This window comes from Reyranella sp. (genome assembly GCF_044224635.1).
Taxonomy (GTDB): domain Bacteria; phylum Pseudomonadota; class Alphaproteobacteria; order Reyranellales; family Reyranellaceae; genus Reyranella.
In genome coordinates, this window is sequence record NZ_JBGAKA010000029.1 from 25,374 (window position 1) to 45,194 (window position 19,821).

A 19,821-nucleotide genomic window follows, 5' to 3' on the forward strand; every position below is an offset into this window, starting at 1 on the left:
GTACGGCTTACTGAAGATCGGTGGGTTGGCTGCTGACCGATCCGTCGGCCGCAAAGACGATCTTCTCCACCTTCATCTTGGCTTCGGCAAGCTTCTGCTCGCAGTGGCGCTTGAGAAGGGCCCCGCGCTCGTAGGCAGTGATGGCCTCGTCGAGCTTGACCTGGCCGCGCTCGAGCTGCTGCACGATCGCTTCCAGCTCCTTCAGGGCATCCTCGAACGACAGGGTGGTTATTTCCTTGGGCAGCGTAGTTTCTTTGGCCAATATTGCCTCTCGGGGGGTGTTCATCAATCGTAGCCGTCCGCCCCCGTCTGGGCCAGACGCCGGCTGTGGACCCTACGACAACTCATCGAATAACCCCTGTTTCATCGGCGAATTCCGCTGTTCGACGACGATTCACGCAGCTGTGACATGGCGGCTTTGCACGTTCGCAGGTCAAAACCTTCGTTCGCGCATTGCGGCATTCGCGAGGCGGTGGCACGTTTCGCCTCGCAACGAAATAAACGGCCATTCATAGGAGAAAAACGCAATGGGCAACGTCAGTCATCTGGTCACGCGAACCGCCGCCTTCCAAAGCTCGGTCGAGAACGGGCTTGCCGAGGGCTCGACCGGCAAGGACCGCCAGTTCGTCACCGCGCTCGCCCGCGGGCTCGACATTCTGCGCGCCTTCCATGCCGGCGAAGGGATGCTCGGCAACCAGGAGATCGCCCATCGCACCGGCCTGCCCAAGCCGACGGTCGCGCGCCTCACCCATACCCTGACCGAGCTGGGCTACCTCAACTACATCCGCCGCTTCCGCAAGTACGAGCTCGGCGCCTCGGTGCTGGCGCTGGGCTATGCCGCGATCTCGAGCATGGATGTGCGCCGCGCCTCGCGCCAGCCGCTCGAGCAGATCGCGCACGCCCTCAATGCCTCGACCGCGCTGGGCGGCCGCGACCGTCATTCGATGATCTATCTCGAAGCCTGCCGCGGACCGTCGGTCGTGGCGATCACCCACGACGTCGGCACACGGGTGCCGATGGCGACGACGGCGATCGGCCGCGCCTACCTGTTCTCGCTGCCCGAGGCCGAGCGCAACAAGCAGCTCGACGCCATTCGCCGGCGCTGGCGCGACGATTGGACCAAGGTCAAGACCGGTCTCGAGCGCTCGTTCAAGGAACTGACCGACCGCGGCTTCTGCGTCACCTGGGGCGAATGGCTGCCCGAGCTGTGCGGCGTCGGCGCACCGCTGCGCAATTCCGACGGCACGGCCGCCTACGCCATCAATGCCTCGGCGCCGATCTACCAGATCAGCCGCGACCGGCTGGAGGCCGATTGGGGCCCGCGCCTGGTCAAGGTGGCACGCGACATCCGCACCGGCATGGCCGCCCAGCCGGCGACGCCGGCGCCCGCAGCGATGCGGCCGATCACCAACGGGCAGCGTCCGCCGCTGTCGGCAATGGTCCGCCGTTAGGCCATCGCGCGACCTTCGACATGCCGATCCAACGACCGGCCGATGCCCGGCCGGTCGCCGCGCACGAGTTCCGCGGCTTCAACGGGCTGATCGGGCATGAGGTGGTGTCCTGGCGCCCGGGTTTCGTGGAGATGAAGCTTGTCGTCAGGCCTGAGCTTTGCAACGCCAACGGCCTGCTGCATGGCGGCGTCCTGATGACCCTGCTCGACTCGGCGAGCGGGTTCGCCTGCACGTTCAACGACACGGCGACGGCGCGCCGTCCCAGCGTGACGCTCGCCTTCACCACGCAGTTCATCAAGGCGGCGCGCGACGGCGATACGCTGACGATCTTCGGCGCCTGGCGCCCTTCGACCAGCCAGAGCACCTTCGCCGCCGAGACCGAGATCTACGACCAGAAAAGCGACCTGATCGCCACCGGCAGCGGGACCTTCCGCTATCTCAAGGGTGAGCGCAGCGACGGCACGCTGACCTTCCTCGACAAGGCCGCGGATTGAACTCCGCCCTCATTGTCATCCTGAGCGTCGCGAAGGATCTCATCGCCGGAAGCCCCAAAATACTCCGTGGCAAACGGCGATGAGGTCCTTCGCGACGCTCAGGACGACAGGAATACTCCGTCTCCGATTAATCTAACACCTGTTAGTTAATTGACTCCAGCTTCCGAAGCCCGCCATTCTGTCGCGAGGTGTGCGAACAAGGCCAAGCCGGCGAAACGTCCGGCGGCAACGGAGGAGGAATGCGTAGACGGTATTTTGTGAATCGGGCGCTGCTCGGCGGCGCTTGCGTAGCGGGCGCGCCGCTTGTCGCCTCGGCACAGACGGAGAAACCCTACCCGACGAAGCCGATTCGAATCGTCGTGCCGCTGGCGGCGGGCGGCAATGTCGATGCGATGACGCGGCTGATCGGCGAGAAGCTGTCCGCCTCACTGGGCCAGCCGATCGTCGTCGAGAACCGGCCGGGCGCGACCGGCATGATCGGCGCTGCAGCGGTCGCCAAGGCGGAACCGGACGGCCACACGATCCTGTTTGCCATCAGCAGCGTCGTGCAGAGCATCCGGTTGCAGAAGAGCCCGCCCTATACGCTCGGCGAGCTGACGCCGATCACGCAGCTCGCCGACCTGCCGCCGGCGCTGGGCATCGCCGAGTCGCTGGGCGCCAGGACGCTCGCCGAGTTCGTCGCGCTGGTCAAGGAGCGGCCCGGCAAGTTGTCGTACGGCTCGTACGGCGTCGCTTCCAGCGGCCACATCATCGGCGAGTACCTGAAGCGCAGCGCCGGGATGAACATCGTCCACGTGCCGTACAAGGGCGAGGCTCCGGCGATCACCGATCTCCTGGCCGGCCAGGTCGCCGCCGTGTTCGGCTCGGCCGGTGCCATGTCGCAACATCCGGGCAAGATCAGGATGGTCGCCGTCTGCGGCAGCCGCCGACCCGTGCGCTTTCCCGACACCCCGACGTTCGACGAAGCGGGATTTCCTCTCGGCGGCCTTACCGGTTGGGCCGGCGCCTTCGCGCCGGCGGCAACGCCGAGGTCGATCGTCGACAGGCTGGCCTCCGAGATCAGTCGCGTGGTGCGCATGCCCGACATCACGACGCGCATCCTCGATTTCGGCTTCGAGCCGACCGGCGACGCGAAGGAACCGTTCGCCAAGTTCGTCAACGACCAGTACGTGGTCTGGGGCGCCGCCATCAAGGATGCCGGCATCGAGCCCGAATGAGGAAGCCGACTTGAAAGCCATGATCTGCCGGGCCTTCGGCCCACCCGAAAGCCTCGTCCTGGAGGATCTGCCCTCCCCGCCCCTGCGGCCCGGCCAAGTGCGCATCGAGGTGCACGCGAGCGGCGTCAACTTTCCCGACCTGCTGGTGCTGCAAGGCAAGTACCAGTTCAAGCCCGACTTCCCGTTCGCGCCGGGCGGCGAAGTCGCGGGCGTTGTCGTCGAGGTCGGCCCGGGCGTGTCCGGGACCGCCGTCGGCGACCGTGTGCGCTGCTCGGTGGGCAACGGTGGCTTCGCTGACGAAGTCGTGGTCCCGGCGGTCCGGCTGGTGCCCCTGCCGCCGGCGATCGATTTCACCACCGGCGCGGTGATCGGCTCGGCCTACGGCACGTCGCTGCACGCCCTCGCCGACCGCGCACGGCTGGTCCCGGGCGAGAGCGTGCTGGTGCTGGGCGCCACCGGTGGCGTCGGCATGGCGGCGGTACAGCTGGCCAAGCTGCTGGGCGCGCGGGTGCTGGCGGCCGGCGGCAGCGACGCCAAGCTGGCAAAGGTCGCTGCAGCCGGCGCCGATGCCGTCGTCAACTATTCGACCGGCAACCTGCGCGAGGCGATCGCTGCCTTCACCGACGGCAAGGGCGTCGACGTCGTCTACGACACGGTAGGCGGCGCAATGAGCGAGCCGGCGCTGCGCTCGACCGCCTGGCGCGGTCGCTTTCTCGTGGTCGGCTTCACCGCCGGCGAGATCCCGAGATTGCCGGCCAACCTGCTGCTCCTGAAAGGCTGCGACGCCATCGGGGTGTTCTATGGCGACTACATGCGGCGCGAGCCGGAGCGCGGACACGCCGAGTTCCGCCGCCTGCTGTCCTGGTTCGAGACCGGCAAGCTCAAGGCGCCGATCGACCGGATCTATCCGCTCGCCGATGCGGCGGCGGCGCTGCGATCGCTGGCCAACCGCGAGGTGGTCGGCAAGATCGTCATCGCGCCGCGCTAGAGCGTGATCTTGTTCGATCGAAGCACCAAAGAATGACCTCACCCTGAGGAGCCACGCGGAGCGTGGCGTGTCAGGCGGCCCTTCCCGATCTGTCAGCGGTAACCGCTACTTGACCGTGATGCTCGCGCCACCCAGGCCGACGAACTCCGTCTTTGCAACACCCGGGCCCGGCAGGAAGACCGGCGGATGGACCGAACCGGTCAGCACGACGTCGCCCGCCTTGAGGTGCTTGCCGTGCTCGATCAGCTTGTTGGCGAGCCAGGCGAGCGAGATCAGCGCGCCCCCCATCACGTTGGTGCCCGGCCCGGCCCCGATCTCCTTGCCGTCGAACTCGGAACGGCCCTTGACGGCGGCAAAGTCGAGCGACTGCCAGCCCTTGATCTCCGTGCCGATGATGCAGGCGGCTTGCAGCACGTCGTCGGCGATGCGGCCCGGGCCGTTCAGCCTGGCGACATCGGTGTAGCGGTTCTCGACCACCTCGGAGCCGCAATAGAGATTGCCGACGAACGGCTTGATCGAGTCGGCAGTGTAGCGCTGGCCGGCCGGCACATCCTTGGCCAGGCGCGCCACCATCTCGCATTCGATGCCAGCCTTGATCGGCCAGCCCTTCTCGAAGACCGCCCCGCTCGGGCGCACGCCGCTCTGATAGATGCCGGCGAAGACCGGGCCCGAGAGCTTCATGGGTTCGTACTGCGAGGGGAGCGTCAACGCCACCTTCCAGCCGGCCATGCGATCACTGCCGTTTGCGGTCAGCCGATCGTGCACGGCGAACTGCACCTTGTAGGAATCGGCTTCGGACAGGTTCGCCGTGGCACTGGCGATGTCCATCGGCTTGCGGCTGCGCCGGCCCTCGGCGATGCGATCAGCGAGTGCCGCGACTTCCTTGGCGTCCATTTTTCCCTCCGAATTCGATCGGAGGGATTGTGGCGCACAAACGCCGACTAAGAAATGGCTGTCATCCCGAGCGCAGCAAGAGGGACCTTTGCTGGTGCCTGAAAGGTCCCTCGGCCCATGGCCTCGGGATGACAGGGTGCGCGTTACGCCGCCTTGGCCGGATGGTAGTTGCCGTAGAAGCTCTGTCCCTTGTCCGCCATGTCGCGCAGCAGCTTGGGAACCGCAAATTGCGGGCCGTACTTCTGGGCGAACGCATCGCATTCGGCGACGAACTGCTTCACCCCGACCTGGTCGATCAGGCTCACCGCGCCGCCGGTCTGCGGCGCGAAGCCCAGCCCCATGATCGAGCCGACATCGCCATCCTGCGGATTGGTCAGCACGTTGGCCTCGAGACAGCGCACCGTGTCGACCGCCTGCACGTAGAGCAGGCGCTTCTTGATCTCGTCCTCCTTGGCGCGCTTCTCCTCGCCCTCGCCGTAGAGCAGCTTGGGATCGGCCGGGAAATACTTCTGCAGCTCGAGCCACAGCCGCTTCTTGCCGTCGGTCGGATATTCGTAGAAGCCCTTGCCGTTCTTGCGGCCGAAGCGCTCGAGCTTCTTCACCATCAGCTCGAGGATGTCCTCGGTGCCGGCGCCTTCGAACTTCTCGCCGGCGGCCTCGGCATCGCGCCGCGTCTGGTCCATGATCTTCCAGGAAAGATCGATGGCGACCTCGTCGTTCAGCGCCAGCGGACCGACCGGCATGCCGGCGTAGCGAGCGCAGTTCTCGATCATTGCCGCCGGCACACCTTCCTTCAGCAGGCGATGACCTTCGCTGATGAAGGCGCCGCAGACGCGGCTGGTGAAGAAGCCGCGGCTGTCGTTCACCACGATCGGCGTCTTGCGGATCCTCTGCACGAAGTCCATGGCACGGGCGAGAGTCTCGGGCGAGGTCTTCTTGCCGACGATGATCTCGACCAGCGGCATCTTCTCGACCGGCGAGAAGAAATGCAGGCCGATGAAATGTGCCGGCCGCACCGAGGCTTCGGCGAGCCCGGTGATCGGCAGGGTCGAGGTGTTGGAGGCGAACACCGCGTCGGCGCCGAGCGCCGCCTCGGCCTTCTTCGTCGCCTCGGCCTTGACCTCGCGGTTCTCGAACACCGCCTCGATCGCGATCTGGCACCCGGCCAGCGCGCCGAAATCCGGCGTGGCGTGAACGCGGGCCAGCATGCCGTCGCACTGTTCCTTGGTGAGACGGCCGCGCTTCACCAGCTTGCCGAGCTCGTCGGCGATGTGCGCCTTGCCCTTGTCGGCTGCCGTCTGGTCGCGATCGACCAGGACGATATCGAGGCCCGCCTGCACCGCCACGGTGGCGATGCCCGAGCCCATCAGCCCGGCGCCGAGAATGCCGATCTTCTTGTACTCCTGCTTCGGCACGCCTTTGGGCCGGCGCACCAGCTTGTTGGCTTCCTGCAGGCCAAAGAACAGCGTGCGGATCATGCTCTTGGCGACCGGGTCACGCAGCAGCGAGACGAAGTAGCGGGTCTCGACCTTGAGCGCCGAGTCGAAAGGCAGCTGCAGGCCTTCATAGACGCAGCTCATGATCGCCTTGGGCGCCGGATAGACGCCGTTGGTCTTGGCGCGGATCATCGCCGAGCCGCCGATGAAGGTCTGCACGCCCACGGGGCTCCACACCTGGCCGCCGGGAAAGCCCGGCGTCTTGAAGCCCTTGCGGTCCCACGGCTGCACGGCGCGGCCGTCGATCGGCTTGGCGCCCTTGCCGGCATACTCGGGCACGACCTGCTCGCCGGCCGGCGCGGTCAGCCAGGCCTTCGCCTTGGCCAGGAGCTCGCCCGGCGGGACGACCTCGTGGATCAGGCCCAGGCCCTTGGCGGCATCGACCGTGAGATCCTTGCCTTCGAGCAGGATCGGCGCGGCATTCATCACGCCGATCAGGCGCGGGATGCGCTGGGTGCCGCCGCCGCCCGGCAGCAGGCCGATCTTGACCTCGGGCTGGCCGACCTTGGCCTTCGGGTTGGCCGCGGCGATGCGATGGTGGCAGGCGAGGCAGATCTCGAAGCCACCGCCCAGGGCCGTGCCGTTTATCGCCGCGACGATCGGCTTGCCGCCGGTCTCCTGCTGACGGAACAGCCGCTGCAGCTGGCTGAACTGGTCCATCAGCTTGGCGGCATCCGAGGTGTCGGTGGCCAGCAGCATCTCGAGGTCGGCGCCGGCAATGAAGTCGGCCTTGCCCGAGGTGACGATGATGCCCTTGACCTTGTCGTCCTTGAGCGCGGTGTCGAGCGCGCCGGCATAGGCGGTGATCGACGCCTCGTTCAGCACGTTCATCGTGCGGTTCGGCATGTCCCAGGTGAGGGTGGCGATGCCGTCACTGTCGACGTTGTAGGTGATCATATCCGTCTCCGAAATTCTTCGTGTGGCCCACCCTTCGAGACGCTCGCTTTGCTCGCTCCTCAGGGTGAGGGTTATGGCAACCCAGATTCCTCACCCTGAGGAGCGACCCGCAGGGTCGCGTCTCGAAGGGCGGGCATCCGAGGGCGCTACACCCGCTCGATGATGGTGGCGGTGCCCATGCCGCCGCCGACGCACAGCGTGGCGAGGCCGGTCGAGAGGTTACGCCGCTCGAGCTCGTCGAGCAGCGTGCCCAGGATCATGGCGCCGGTGGCGCCCAGCGGATGGCCCATGGCGATGGCGCCGCCGTTCACGTTGATCTTGTCGTGCGGCATCTTCAGGATCTGCAGGTAGCGCAGGACGACCGCGGCGAAGGCCTCGTTGAGCTCCCACAGGTCGATGTCCTTCACGGTCATGCCGGCGCGCTTCAGCGCCTTCTCCGAGGCCGGGGCCGGGCCGGTCAGCATGATCGCCGGCTCCGAGCCGATCGAGGCGAAGGAGCGGATGCGCGCGCGCGGCTTGAGGCCAGCCTTCTCGCCGAACTCCTTGGTGCCGAGCAGGATGGCGGCGGCGCCGTCGACGATACCCGACGAGTTACCGGCATGGTGGACGTGCGTCACCTTCTCGACCTCGGGGTAGCGCTGCTGCGCCACGGCGTCGAAGCCCGGCATCATCTCGCCCTGCATCTTGAAGCTGGGCTCCAGTGCCGCCAGCGTCTGCATGGTGGTGGTGGGCCGCATCAGCTCGTCGTGCGCCAGCAGCTGCACGCCGTTCTGGTCCTTCACCGGCACGATCGACTTCTTGAAGTAGCCGTTGTCCCAGGCGTGCTTGGCGCGCTTCTGCGATTCGACGGCATAGGCGTCGACGTCGTCGCGACTCAGGCCGTACTTGGTCGCGATCAGGTCAGCCGAGATGCCCTGCGGCACGAAATACATCGGCAGCGCCACCGCCGGATCGATCGCCCAGGCGCCGCCATCGGAGCCCATCGGCACGCGCGACATCGATTCGACACCGCCGCCGATCGCCGCCTCGCTCTGGCCAGACATGACCTGCGCCGCCGCCATGTTGGTCGCTTCGAGGCCGGAGGCGCAGAAGCGGTTGACCTGCACGCCCGACACCGATTCGGCGTAGCCCGCCATCACGGCGGCGGTACGCGCGATGTCGGCGCCCTGCTCGCCGATCGGCATGACGCAGCCCAGCACCACGTCATCGACCAGATGGGTGTCGAGCTTGTTGCGGTCGCGAATCGCCTGCAACGCGGTGACGGCCAGCCGGACCGGAGTCACCTCATGCAGCGATCCGTCCTTACGGCCCTTGCCGCGCGGCGTGCGGACGGCGTCGTAGATATATGCATCGGTCATGGTCGTTCTCCTATCTCTCGTCGTCCTGAGCGTAGCGAAGGACCTCATCGCCGCTTGCCATCGGCATGAGATCCTTCGCTTCGCTCAGGATGACAGTGGGCCTGTTCACTCCGTCGTTGCCTAAAGCGTCCGTCCGATCAGTTCCTTCATGATCTCGTTGGTGCCGCCGTAGATCTTCTGCACGCGCGCGTCGGCGTAGAGGCGCGCGATGGGGAATTCCCACATGTAGCCGTAGCCGCCGTGGAACTGCAGGCACTGGTCGACCACCTCGCACTGCAGGTCGGTAGTCCAGTACTTGGCCATGGCGGCAGTGGCGACGTCGAGCTTGCCCTCGAGATGGCGGGCGATGCAGTCGTCGACGAACACCCGCGCGACGTGGGCCTTGGTCTTGAGCTCGGCCAGCTTGAAGCGGGTGTTCTGGAAATCGATGATCTGCTTGCCGAACGCCTTGCGTTCCTTGACGTAGGCGATGGTGTGCGCCATCGCCGCCTCGATCGCGGCGATCGCCTGGATGGCGATGACCAGTCGCTCCTGCGGCAGCTGCTGCATCAGCTGGATGAAGCCCATGCCGGAGCCGCCCAGCAGATGATCGGCCGGCACGCGGACGTTGTCGAAGAACAGCTCCGACGTGTCCTGCGCCTTCATGCCGATCTTCTCGAGATTGCGGCCGCGCTTGAAGCCGGGCGTAGTGGTCTCGACCACGATCAGCGAGGTACCTTTGGCGCCGAGCTTGGGATCGGTCTTGGCGACGACCACCACCAGGTCGGCGAGCTGACCGTTGCTGATGAAGGTCTTGGAGCCGTTGATCACCCAGTGATTGCCGTCCATCACCGCGTTGGTCTTGACCGACTGCAGGTCGGAGCCGGTGCCCGGCTCGGTCATGGCGATGGCGGTGACCAGCTCGCCCGAGCAGGCCTTGGGGATCCATTTCTGCTTCTGCTCCTCGCTGCCGTAATGCAGCAGGTAGGGCACCACGATGTCGTTGTGCAGCGAGAAGGCCGGCCCCGAGGCAAGCGCGCGGCCCTGCTCCTCGATCAGGATGGCGCTGTAGAGGAAGTCGGCCCCGGCGCCGCCATAGGCCTCGGGCATGGTCATGCCCAGAAGCCCCTGCTCGCCGGCCTTGCGCCACAGCTCGCGCGGCACGATGCCCTCCTCCTCCCACCTCATGTGGAAGGGCACGACCTCCTTGTCGAAGAAGCGCCGGCAGGTGTCGCGGAACATCTGGTGTTCGGGGGTGTAATGGGCAGCCAGCGCGGTCACTCGGCTTTCCTCCGATCGGATTTCGAGGGTCTTCTCAGCGAGACTTTGAGCCGCCGGCGGCTGCTCCGCCAGCGCTGGCGATGTAGGTTACCTTTACGTAAACGTCAACTGAGACCAGCCGGTCAGGGCTGCTGGTCGAAAACCACCACGAAGCGGCAGTCGCGCCGCAGGTTGGACAGGAAGCCGACCCGCTCCCTCGACTGCTCGGGCGTGCAGACCTGGCTTTCGGGGTGAGCGGTGAACTTTAATCGACAGGCACGCCGCGACAAGACCGGCTACACTGGTGCGGCGCCACCGTTTCGACGCGATTGCAGCCCAAGGAGGGAATGCAGTGCAGCGTGCGACGCACTGGGCGTTGTCATCCGATACTCTGGGGCACTGCGGAACTAATTTGATGCGACTTCTCTCTACCGTTCTGGTTTCAAGTCTCGCGCTCGCGACCTCCACCTTCGCCCAGACACCCCCTACCCAAGGCTGGCCAGCCAGCCGCCCCGCCACGCCGCCTGCCCAACCGAGCCGGCCGCCTCAGGCCGGCAACGCGCCGGCGGCGGTTCCCTTGCCCTCGTGGTTCGCCGAGGCCGACGTCGACAAGAATGGCGAGATCACCCGGGCGCAGTTCCTGGCCTATCGCATGAAGTCGTTCGAGGAGCTCGACAGCAACAAGGACAACAAGCTGTCGCTCGAGGAATACAGCAAGGTGGCCGAGCCGCCCTACTCGGTCGACGCGCCCGGCGGGCCGACGGTCGAGGAGCGGCGCAACCGTGCGCGGGTGGAGTTCCAGAACCTCGACACCGATCGCAGTGGCTTCGTCGAACGGGCCGAGGCGGAGGTCCTGGTCCATTCCGAGTTCAATCAGTACGACACGGATCGCGACAATCGCCTGACCGAGCCGGAAGTTCGCCTGATCGTGCAGCGTGCGCTGGCACGCCAATCGGCCGAGCGCCAGCAGATCGAGGCCCGGCGCCGCGAAGGGCTCACCGCGCTCAACGACCTGATGGACATTCACCTGCGCGATGCGGACCAGATCGACAAGGACCACAACGGGCGAATCTCGCAGCAGGAGTACCTGGTGCTCGCCGGCCCTGCCGATGGCAAGGAGGCGCAGGGGCTGCTGCCCATGGATATCCGTCGCAAGATCATCATCCGCAAGTTCCAGGAGATCGACACCGACAAGGATGGGGTGCTGAGCCGCGTCGAGCTGACGGCTTACGCCCTGCGCCAGTTCCTCGAGAGCGACCTCAACAAGGACCGCTTCCTCAACGAGGAGGAAGGCAAGAAGGCGCAGGAGCGGGAGACCGAGAAGGTGAAGGCCTTCCTGCAAACGCTGCAGCCGCCGGCGCCGCCGCAACAGCAGCAGCAGCGTCCGGCGCCGGCCCAGCCACCGCGGGGGGGCCAGCCGCAACCGGCGCCCGGCCTCGCGCCAGGCCTGCCGCAGGGAACGCGATAGGCGCAGGCCTACAGCGGCGCCTGCCGATGCGGCTCCCTGAGCGACAGCACGGCGATAAGGGCCACGACCGACGCGCCCATGATCATGAAGGCCGGGCTGAGATCGAGCCCGCTGCGATGGATCAGCCAGGCGGCGGCCAGCGGGCTCAATCCGCCCAGGACGCCATAACTCAGATTGAAGGCCAGCGCGATCGCCGTGCAGCGGACCTCGCGCGGTGTCGATTCGACCATCATCGCCGGCTGCACGCCGACGGCGCAGCTGATGATCAGCACGAACCCCAGCTGGCCAAGCAACAGCAAAACCGTGGCGGGGTGATGCATGAGCCACAGCAGCGGCACCGCCAGCACGAAGCCGGTGATCATGCCGGCGAGCAGCATCGGCTTGCGGCCGACGCGATCGCTGAGCCAGCCCGCGCTCAGCGTCGCCAGGATCAGGACGACGAAGCTCTCGGTATTGACCGTCAGTGCGGTCTGCGGCGGCAGGCCATCGACCATCTGCAGCCAGCTGACGACGTAGAGGAACATCAGGTAGTAGCTCACCGAGGCGAAGGCAGCCAGGCCGCACAGCTGCACGATCAGACGCCGGTGAAGGAGGAACAGCCGGCCGATCGGCACATGGCCTGAATGTACCGGCAGACCGGTCTCCGCAAGGGACCGGCGCAGCAGATAGCCCACCACACCCAGCGCCAGGGTAAGCAGGAACGGCATGCGCCAGCCCCAGTCGTGCAGGGCCTCGACCGTGAGAAAGCTCGCCAACGCCGCGCCAGATGCCGATCCCAGGAGCATGCCGAGGTTGTTGCTGGCGATCGCGACCGATCCGAACAGCCCGCGGCGATGGGGCGGCGCATTCTCGATCAGGAACGTGAACGATGTCGTGCATTCCCCGCCGGCCGCCAATCCCTGAACCATGCGGCAGAGGATCAACACAATCGGCGCGGCCTCGCCCAGCACGTCGTAGCCGGGCAGCAGGCCGACCACGAATGTCGGGACGGCCATCGTGGCGGCGGAAATGCTGAGCGCCCGGAGCCTGCCGCGTCGGTCGGCGATGATCCCTGTCAGGACAGCGCCCAAGGGTCGCATCAGGTAGCCCGCGGCAAATACGCCGAAGGCCGCCATGACCTGGGCCACCGGGTCGCCGAGCGGAAAGAACGTCCGCCCGATCGAGATGGCGAAATAGCCATAGATGGCGAAGTCGTACCATTCGATGATGTTGCCGGCGGCCGCCGCGACGACCACGCGGGTACGGCCGCTCAAGGCCGAATGGTCCGGTAGATCGTCATCGTGCTCCGTCCTCGCAGCGTCCGATCAGGCATGCCCGGCGATCAGGACCTCGGCATTCCGGATTCCAGTCAGCACGCTTTGCGGCTCGGCTGCAACCGGGTCCAGCAGCGCCGTCGCCGCCGCGATGTCGCTCGCTCCCGCCCAACTCGTGTGGTGCGCCTGCTGCTCGTGGACGTACTCGAGGCTCACCGCCACCTTGCCCATCAGCGTGGTGATGTCCTTGCCTGCCGCGGTGTCCTGCGCCCCGCTCATGATGTTGATCAAGACCGAGCCCACGAACTGGCCGGCCTGCAGCGTCTGCTTGATCTGCCCTGTCCAGTAGGCCAGCCCGCCTGCGTCGGACGAGCGGTTGAAGAGGTTGTTGTAGACGCTGTCGAGGAAGGCGCTGATCTGACCATCGGTCGCACCGAACGGATTGGCCAGGAACGGATAGAGCGCCTTGGCCTCGGCGCTGATGCCGAACGAGCTCGCGATGTTGGCGAACAGGGCCGCGGGCCCCTGCACCGGCAGGAGCCGGGTGAACTCGCCGACCCAGAACCCGAATCCGCCGGCATCGGCGGCGCGGCCGAAGAAGGCGACATAGGTCGAGGCGATCTGCTCCTCGGCATTGAGCGCCAGCAGGTTGAGCGTCGTCGCCTGCCCGACCTGGACCGGCACGACGTAGAGCAGCGCCTGGCCGTCGCCCGCGCCACTGCCACCGGTCGCGTGATAGGTGAACGAGTCGATGCCCGCGAAGCCGGCGGCCGGCGTGTAGCCGACAACGCCGTCGGCCGCGAGCTGCACGGTGCCGTGACCGGCGTCGACCAGCAGCGTGGCAGTCGTCGCCCCATCGTCGTTCGACAGCACGCCGGCCGACGCCGCCAGTGACTTCCCCTGCAGCACGATGAACGCGTCGTCGTGCGTCGTGACCGGAATATCGGTCTCGACCGGGCTGCCGTCGGCGAGCTGCGCGATCGACGTCAGCTTCGAGGCAACACCGCCGCTGTTCCCGCCGAACTGCTGGTCGCCCCACGTCACCAGCGACCCGTCGGCCCGGAGCGCCGCGAAGGCGACGCTGGTCGCGTAGAGCTGCACGACGTCGATCGACCCGTCGAGCTTCGACTGGACGTCGCTGTCGTTGCCACCGCCCAGGAAGCCGCCCCAGGTGGCGACCGAGCCGTCAGACCTCAGCGCGGCAAAGGCATGCTCGGTAGCGGCGATGCTGACGACGTCGTGAAGCCCGGCTGCGACTGCGCTGTGATCGCCGCCATAGGGTCCATAGCCCCAGGTCACCACCGACCCGTCGGCCCGGAGCGCCGCGAAAGCGGAACTGTTGGCGTAGATCTTCGTGACCGCGATGGTCCCGGTGAGCTGGGCCGCCACCGCCTCGCTCGAGCCTCCGCCGCTTGCATCGCCCCAGGTCACCACCGACCCGTCCGCCCGCCGTGCGGCAAAGGCGGTGTTGGTGGAAGTGATGCCGACGACATCGACCGCACCGCCGAGCGCCGAGGCCACGAGCGTGCTGTTGCCGCCGTTGTTGGGATCGCCCCAGGTGACCACGGAGCCGTCGGCCCGGACGGCGGCGAACGCCGAGGTCGTCGCCGAGATGCCGAGCACGTCGACCGTGCCGGCGAGCGCCGACGCGACCGCATTGCTGTTGCCGCCGTCGTTGGCGTTGCCCCAGGTCACCACCGACCCATCGACGCGCACCGCCGCGAAGGCCGCCCCCGTCGCGGCGATCCTCACTACGTCCACCGTCCCGTCGAGCTGGGTGGCGACGGCGCTGCTGTCGCCGCCGAGACCGCCCCAGGTCACCACGGAGCCATCGGCCCGCAACGCGGCGAAGGCCGACAGGCCCGAGAATATCTCGGTGACGTCGATGGTTCCGTCGAGCTTGCCAGCGACGGCGACACTGTCGCCGCCGTTGCCGGGATCGCCCCAGGTCACCACCGATCCGTCGCCTCTCAGCGCGGCAAAGGCCGTCGCCGTCGAGAACAGGCCAGCGACGTCGACTTTGCCGTTGATCGCAGTCGCGACCGAGGCGCTGTTGCCGCCCAGGTTCTGGTTGCCCCAGGTTACGACCGACCCATCGCGCCGCAAGGCGGCGAAGGCGAACGAGTTGGACGCGATCTCGGCCACGTCGTGCAGCTGGCTCGCGACGGTACTGCTGTCGCCGCCGTTCTGGCTATTGCCCCAGGTGACGACCGATCCGTCTCCGGCGACCGCCGCGAACGCGAAGTCGTTAGCGAAGGCGCCGGTGGAATGGCCGGGAAACGACGTGACGCTGACTGTCGGCGACCCGACCTTGACCCCTGGTTCGGCGTCCGGCGGAATGCCGACCCCGGCAGCGACGTCCTCGATCGTCGAGCCGAAAGAATCGACGATATAGGCGGTGCCGTAGTCGAACCAGTCGAAGGCCTGGGCATCGGCGAGCGACTCGTAGAGATTGAGAAAGAAATACTCGCTGCCTTCGAAGAGGCCATCGGCGAAAGTGCCGATGGTGACGGTCTTGGTGGTCTCGTTGGCACCGAAATTGACGGCAAGGCCCGTGACTCCCGAGTAGTCGCCGGCCCCGGCGCTCGCCGTGCCGGCCTCCGTCCCGACATAGATCGTCGAGGCGCTGCCGGTGCCGCTGCGCACGATCGTGAAGGTTATGCCGCCGCCTTCGACGACGGGCGAGCCTTGCGGCGCGCCGCTGCTCACCGTGTAGACATAGCCGCCCACCGCGGTGTCGACGACATCGGCTGACGCGTAGTCGAACCAGTTGAATGCCAGGGCGTCGGCGTAGGTCTTGTACAGATTGAACCAGAAATACTCGGCACCTTCGACGAACCCATCGCTGTAGGTCGAAACCGTGACCGTCCTGGTTGTCTCGTTGGCGCCGAAATTCACCGCAACACCGGCCAGCGCCTGATAGTCGCCGTCATCGGAATCGGCCGTACCGGCTTCCGTGCCGACATAGATGGTCGACGCACTGCCCGTGCCGCTGCGCGTGATGGTGAAGGTGATTTTGCCGCCCTCGACGACCGGTGATCCCGAGGTTGTGCTGCTCGTCACGCTGTAGCTGTAGTCGGCGACGGCGGCGTCGGCGATGTAGCCGGACGCATAGGCGAACCAGTCTATGTCGAGCGCATCGGCGTAGCTGCGATAGAGATCGAACCAGAAATATTCCGTGCTCTCGGCAATGCTGTCTGTATAGGTCGCTACGGTGACCGTCTTGACCGTCTCGCCGGCACCGAAGGTCACCGCCTGGGCGAAGATCTCCTGATAGTCGCTGTCGCCGGCGCTGCCGTTCGGTGTGCTGACATAGATGGTCGAAGCCGAGCCTGTACCGCTGCGCGTGATGGTGAAGGTGACGCTGCCGCCTTCGCCGACCGGCGAGTTCTCCGGCGCGTTGCTGGTGACGACGTAGGTGTAGTTGGCCACTGCGGCGTCGACGATCGAGCCGCTGCCGTAGGTGGTGTAGGTGCTGTCGCTGTAGTTCTTGTACAGGTCGAGCCAGAAATACTCCTCGCCCTCCGTAACGCCGTCGGTGTAGGTGGCAACGCTGACCGTCTTGGTCGTCTCGTTGGCGGCAAAGGTGAGCGCGAGCTTGTCGAGCGCCCGATAGTCGCTGTTGCCGGCCGTTCCCGGCGTCGTGCTGAGATAGACGGTCGAGGCGCTGCCGCTGCCGTCGCGCGTTATGGTGAAAGTGATCGTGCCGCCCTCGCTCACCGGCGATCCGGGAGGCGCATTGCTGCCGACCGTGTAGCCGTAGCTCGCTGTCACGGCATCGGTGATGTAGGCCGAGGCATAGCCGAACCAGTTGAAGTCGATGGCATCGGCGTAGCTCTGATAGAGGTTGAGCCAGAAATACTCGGTGCCTTCCGTGATCCCGTCGGTGTAGGTGCTGACCGTGAACGTCTTGGTGGTCTCGTAGGCGGCGAAGTTCACCGCCACGCCGGTCACGCCCTCGTAGTCCCCGCCACCGGCGCTGGCAGTTCCCGCCTCGGTGCCGACATAGACAGTCGACGCCGTGCCGCTGCCGCTGCCGCTGCGCGTGATCGTGAAGGTGATCGAGCCGCCCTCGCCGACCGGCGATCCAAACGGCGCGCTGCTGGTGACCGTGTAATCGTACTCGGTGACGGCCGCGTCGGCGATGTAGGCGCTGCTGAACGCCGAATAGGTGCTGTCGCCGTAGGTCTTGAACAGGTCGAGCCAGAAATACTCCGAGCCCTCGGTCATGCCATCGGTGTAGGTGTCGACCGCGACGGTCTTGGTCGTCTCGTAGGCGGCGAACGTCAGGGCGACCTTGTCGAGCGCCCGGTAGTCGCTGCCGTCGGCGGTTCCCGGCGACGTGGCAAGATAGACGGTCGACGCCGTGCCGCTGCCGCTGCGCGTGATCGTGAAGGTGACCGCGCCGCCTTCGCTCACTGGCGTCCCGGAGGGCGCGCTGCTTGCGATGGTGTAGCTGTAGTCGGCGGCTACCGCGTCCGTGATCGATGCCTTGCTGAAGGCCGAGTAGCTGCTGTCCGACAGGTTGCGGTAGAGATTGAGCCAGAAATATTCCGTCCCTTCGGTCAGCGAATCGGTCAGGGTGGCGACCTTGATTGTCTTGCTTGTCTCGTAGGCGGCGAAGGTGAGCGCCTGTCTCTCGAGTATCTGGTAGTCGCTGCCGTCGGCCGTCCCCGAGGCCGTGCCGAGATAGACCGTGGAGGCCGTGCCGCTGCCGTCACGCGTGATGGTGAAGGTTACCTCGGTTCCCTCGACCGCGGGAATGCCTTCGGAGGAGTTGGTGATCGCATAGTTGTAGTCGACCTTGGGCTTGTCCTTGATGAAGGCAGCGCCGTAGGTGGCATGGAAGCCGTCGGTGGCATTGAGAAAGAGATTGAGCGTGAAGTACTCGTCGGTCTCGAGCCACCAATCCTCGTTGGTCTGCACGGTCACGGTCGCAACCGTCTGGTTGGCCGAGAAGCTCACCGGCTGCGGCGCCAGGGCGACGTAATCGGCATTGCCTGCCGATCCGGGTGCGGTTGCGACGAACACCTCCGACTTGGTGCCGCTGCCGCTGCGGGTGATCGTGAAGGTGACCTGGCCACCCTCGAGCACACCGTCGGCGAAGCTGCCGGCCGACGATTTGACGGTGTAGCCGTAGTACGGCTGGACGGCATCCTTGACGAAGCCGTCGGCCGATGCCGACTTGGCGCCGGTCGCCAGGTTCTCGTAAAGGTCGAGATGAAAGGACTCCGCCCCTTCCGCCACGCTGTCCTGCAGCGTCGCCACGCTGACCGTCTTGGTGGTCTCGTAGGCCGCGAAGGTCAGCGCCGCCTTCGTGAGGCCCTGTATGTCGTTGACGTCGGCGGTGCCGAATGACGTGCTGAGATAAACCGTCGAGGCGCTGCCGCTGCCGCTGCGCGTGACGGTGAACACGACGGGCGTCCCTTCGGTGACGGCGTTGCCCGCGGTCGGGGCGCTCGACGCAATGCTGTAGCTGTAGTTCGCGACGGCGGCATCCTTGATGTGGCCGGTGGCGCTGGCGGCGCTGGCCGTGTCCGTCGCTGCCTTGAAAAGGTCCAGCCGAAACGTCTCGGTGCCCTCGGTGAGGTTGTCGACGTAGGTGTCGATCTTCACCGTCTTGGCCGTCTCATAGGCCGCGAAATCCACCCTGACCTTGTCGACGCCGGCATAGTCCGCAGTGCCGGCACTGACGGCGGCGGTCGACACGTAGACCGTCGAGGCTGCACCCGTGCCGCTGCGCGTCACCGTGAAGGTGACCGCCTGCCCCTCGGTGACCGGCGACGCATTTGTCGTGCTCGAGGCGAGCGTGTAGCCGAAGGTCGGCGCCACCGTCACGGGATCGGAGATCGCCACCACGCCCTTGACGGTCGAGTTCCAGAAATCGCCGAGCGAAGCCTTGAACTCGACGTTGTAGCTGCCGCCGGAGCCGCCCCAGGGATTGCGGATGGTGAATTTGTCGGTGGCAGCGTCGTAGCCCAGGATCATGAAGGCATGACCCGCGACCAGGTTCTGCTTGCCGGTGCCGGCCTCGTAGGTATTGCCGAAGGATCCGAGCCAGCCCACCGCACCCTGGTTGAGGGCGTCGATGATGGTCTGCTTGTAGGTCAGCGGATTGGTCGAGGTGTGCTCCGCCGTCTTGAAGTCGTCGGGAATCCCCGTGTAGTAGGCGGAATAGTAGGTGTAGCCGAGATTGGCGATCTGGCGGATCGGGTTGGCCCAGCCGCCTTCGATCGCCTGGTAGCTCGCCTCCCCGCTCCAGTTGTCGGCGTTGTCGATATTGGCCTGGGCATTGAGCTGCACGTAGGCCTTCTCGAACAGCGTGACCCACGACTCGCCGGTCAGGCTGTGCGCGGCGTTGCTCGCCACGGCGACCTGGTTGTTGGGCTTGACCGGCACGCTCTGGTTGACCGTCACGTAGGCCGGCGCACCGTTCAGATAGAAGCGGACACCCCAGGTGCCGTTGCCGTTGTCGATGAAGGCGCTGACGATCAGCGTGGGATCGACGTCGGCGATCGCCCCCAGGCTGGCGACGAGATAGCAATCGCCGGCGTTGCCTTGGTTGATGTCGGACGGCGCGGCGCCGCTCACGAACAGGGGGCCGGTCTCCGTGGCGTAGTTGAAGACGCCGGAGGATGCCTTGCTGTTGGCGGTGTCGCCGCCCACGACCGGCATCGGCAGGTCGGTGCCGAGAAACCACTTGGCGACCAGGCGATCGGCGTTCTGCTCCGACATCCCGGCAGATATGTTGCCGAGCGGCGCCACGTTCGAGATCTGCTGGGCGCCGCCCCACCACTTGGCGTTGGCCGGATTGGTATAGATGACGCTGTAGGAGATCGATTTCACGTAGTCGCTGGCGAACAGCGCCGTGCTGTTCGTGTAGACGGCCTTGAGGTCGTCGTAGTCGGTCGCCGAGATACCGCCCGTGGCGGCGGTATCGAGGATGGTCAACATCTCCTGATAGCTCACCACATTGTCGGCCACTGCCTGGATGGCCAGCACCTTGATCTGGGCGTTGCCGAGAGTGTCCGTCCAGGCCATGGCGCCTTCCCCCAAACGAGCGAAG

Annotated in this window: 13 protein-coding genes; 5 read left to right on the plus strand and 8 right to left on the minus strand. The window is 66.3% G+C overall.

Going from position 1 to position 19,821, the window contains the following annotated elements:
- Positions 1–7: 7 nt before the first annotated feature.
- Entirely contained in the window at positions 8–262 is a 255-nt protein-coding gene (locus tag ACILR9_RS23120) for an exodeoxyribonuclease VII small subunit (RefSeq protein ID WP_395712317.1), read from the minus strand.
- Between the two features lie 265 nt (positions 263–527).
- Between ACILR9_RS23120 and ACILR9_RS23125 the strand changes: the two genes are divergently transcribed.
- The 4 genes from ACILR9_RS23125 to ACILR9_RS23140 all read left to right on the plus strand — a co-directional run bounded on the left by ACILR9_RS23125 (position 528) and on the right by ACILR9_RS23140 (position 4,150).
- Positions 528–1,451 carry an IclR family transcriptional regulator gene (locus ACILR9_RS23125; protein ID WP_395712318.1) on the plus strand — a complete coding sequence of 308 codons (924 nt, stop codon included), beginning with the start codon at positions 528–530 and terminating at the stop codon, positions 1,449–1,451.
- 20 nt (positions 1,452–1,471) lie between these two features.
- Entirely contained in the window at positions 1,472–1,945 is a 474-nt protein-coding gene (locus ACILR9_RS23130; RefSeq protein ID WP_395712319.1) for a PaaI family thioesterase, read from the plus strand.
- Between the two features lie 239 nt (positions 1,946–2,184).
- Complete coding sequence (locus tag ACILR9_RS23135; protein WP_395712320.1) at positions 2,185–3,162, plus strand: Bug family tripartite tricarboxylate transporter substrate binding protein; 978 nt, start codon at positions 2,185–2,187, stop codon at positions 3,160–3,162.
- Between the two features lie 10 nt (positions 3,163–3,172).
- Positions 3,173–4,150 carry an NADPH:quinone oxidoreductase family protein gene (locus ACILR9_RS23140; protein ID WP_395712321.1) on the plus strand — a complete coding sequence of 326 codons (978 nt, stop codon included), beginning with the start codon at positions 3,173–3,175 and terminating at the stop codon, positions 4,148–4,150.
- A 105-nt stretch (positions 4,151–4,255) separates the two neighbouring features.
- On the opposite strand, the gene ACILR9_RS23145 is transcribed toward ACILR9_RS23140, so the two are convergent.
- The 5 genes from ACILR9_RS23145 to ACILR9_RS23165 all read right to left on the minus strand — a co-directional run bounded on the left by ACILR9_RS23145 (position 4,256) and on the right by ACILR9_RS23165 (position 10,324).
- The gene (locus ACILR9_RS23145; RefSeq protein WP_395712322.1) at positions 4,256–5,044 is read right to left on the minus strand and encodes a 2-keto-4-pentenoate hydratase; all 789 of its coding nucleotides are present in this window, start codon (positions 5,042–5,044) and stop codon (positions 4,256–4,258) included.
- A 143-nt stretch (positions 5,045–5,187) separates the two neighbouring features.
- A complete protein-coding gene (locus ACILR9_RS23150; protein WP_395712323.1) occupies positions 5,188–7,437 on the minus strand; it encodes a 3-hydroxyacyl-CoA dehydrogenase NAD-binding domain-containing protein in 2,250 nt (749 codons plus the stop codon).
- A 146-nt stretch (positions 7,438–7,583) separates the two neighbouring features.
- Positions 7,584–8,795, minus strand: a complete 1,212-nt coding sequence (locus ACILR9_RS23155) for an acetyl-CoA C-acetyltransferase (protein ID WP_395712324.1) — start codon at positions 8,793–8,795, stop codon at positions 7,584–7,586.
- A 120-nt stretch (positions 8,796–8,915) separates the two neighbouring features.
- Positions 8,916–10,055, minus strand: coding sequence for an acyl-CoA dehydrogenase family protein (locus ACILR9_RS23160; protein WP_395712325.1), 1,140 nt, complete (start codon positions 10,053–10,055; stop codon positions 8,916–8,918).
- A gap of 122 nt (positions 10,056–10,177) precedes the next feature.
- Positions 10,178–10,324: a hypothetical protein gene (locus tag ACILR9_RS23165; RefSeq protein ID WP_395712326.1), complete on the minus strand. Its 147-nt coding sequence runs from the start codon at positions 10,322–10,324 to the stop codon at positions 10,178–10,180.
- Positions 10,325–10,449: 125 nt separating this feature from the next.
- Between ACILR9_RS23165 and ACILR9_RS23170 the strand changes: the two genes are divergently transcribed.
- A complete protein-coding gene (locus tag ACILR9_RS23170; RefSeq protein WP_395712327.1) occupies positions 10,450–11,502 on the plus strand; it encodes an EF-hand domain-containing protein in 1,053 nt (350 codons plus the stop codon).
- Between the two features lie 8 nt (positions 11,503–11,510).
- Here ACILR9_RS23170 and ACILR9_RS23175 read toward each other — a convergent pair whose 3' ends face one another.
- A complete protein-coding gene (locus ACILR9_RS23175) occupies positions 11,511–12,755 on the minus strand; it encodes an MFS transporter (RefSeq protein WP_395712328.1) in 1,245 nt (414 codons plus the stop codon).
- Between the two features lie 51 nt (positions 12,756–12,806).
- Positions 12,807–19,796 carry a Calx-beta domain-containing protein gene (locus ACILR9_RS23180; RefSeq protein WP_395712329.1) on the minus strand — a complete coding sequence of 2,330 codons (6,990 nt, stop codon included), beginning with the start codon at positions 19,794–19,796 and terminating at the stop codon, positions 12,807–12,809.
- Between the last annotated feature and the right edge of the window lie 25 nt (positions 19,797–19,821).

Excerpts from the sequence above, each read along its gene's own strand:
- ACILR9_RS23125 (WP_395712318.1), top strand. The coding sequence starts at position 528 with ATGGGCAACGTCAGTCATCTGGTCACGCGAACCGCCGCCTTCCAAAGC.
- ACILR9_RS23145 (WP_395712322.1), bottom strand. The coding sequence starts at position 5,044 with ATGGACGCCAAGGAAGTCGCGGCACTCGCTGATCGCATCGCCGAGGGC.
- ACILR9_RS23130 (WP_395712319.1), top strand. The coding sequence starts at position 1,472 with ATGCCGATCCAACGACCGGCCGATGCCCGGCCGGTCGCCGCGCACGAG.
- ACILR9_RS23150 (WP_395712323.1), bottom strand. The coding sequence starts at position 7,437 with ATGATCACCTACAACGTCGACAGTGACGGCATCGCCACCCTCACCTGG.
- ACILR9_RS23180 (WP_395712329.1), bottom strand. The coding sequence starts at position 19,796 with ATGGCCTGGACGGACACTCTCGGCAACGCCCAGATCAAGGTGCTGGCC.
- ACILR9_RS23170 (WP_395712327.1), top strand. The coding sequence starts at position 10,450 with ATGCGACTTCTCTCTACCGTTCTGGTTTCAAGTCTCGCGCTCGCGACC.
- ACILR9_RS23155 (WP_395712324.1), bottom strand. The coding sequence starts at position 8,795 with ATGACCGATGCATATATCTACGACGCCGTCCGCACGCCGCGCGGCAAG.
- ACILR9_RS23135 (WP_395712320.1), top strand. The coding sequence starts at position 2,185 with ATGCGTAGACGGTATTTTGTGAATCGGGCGCTGCTCGGCGGCGCTTGC.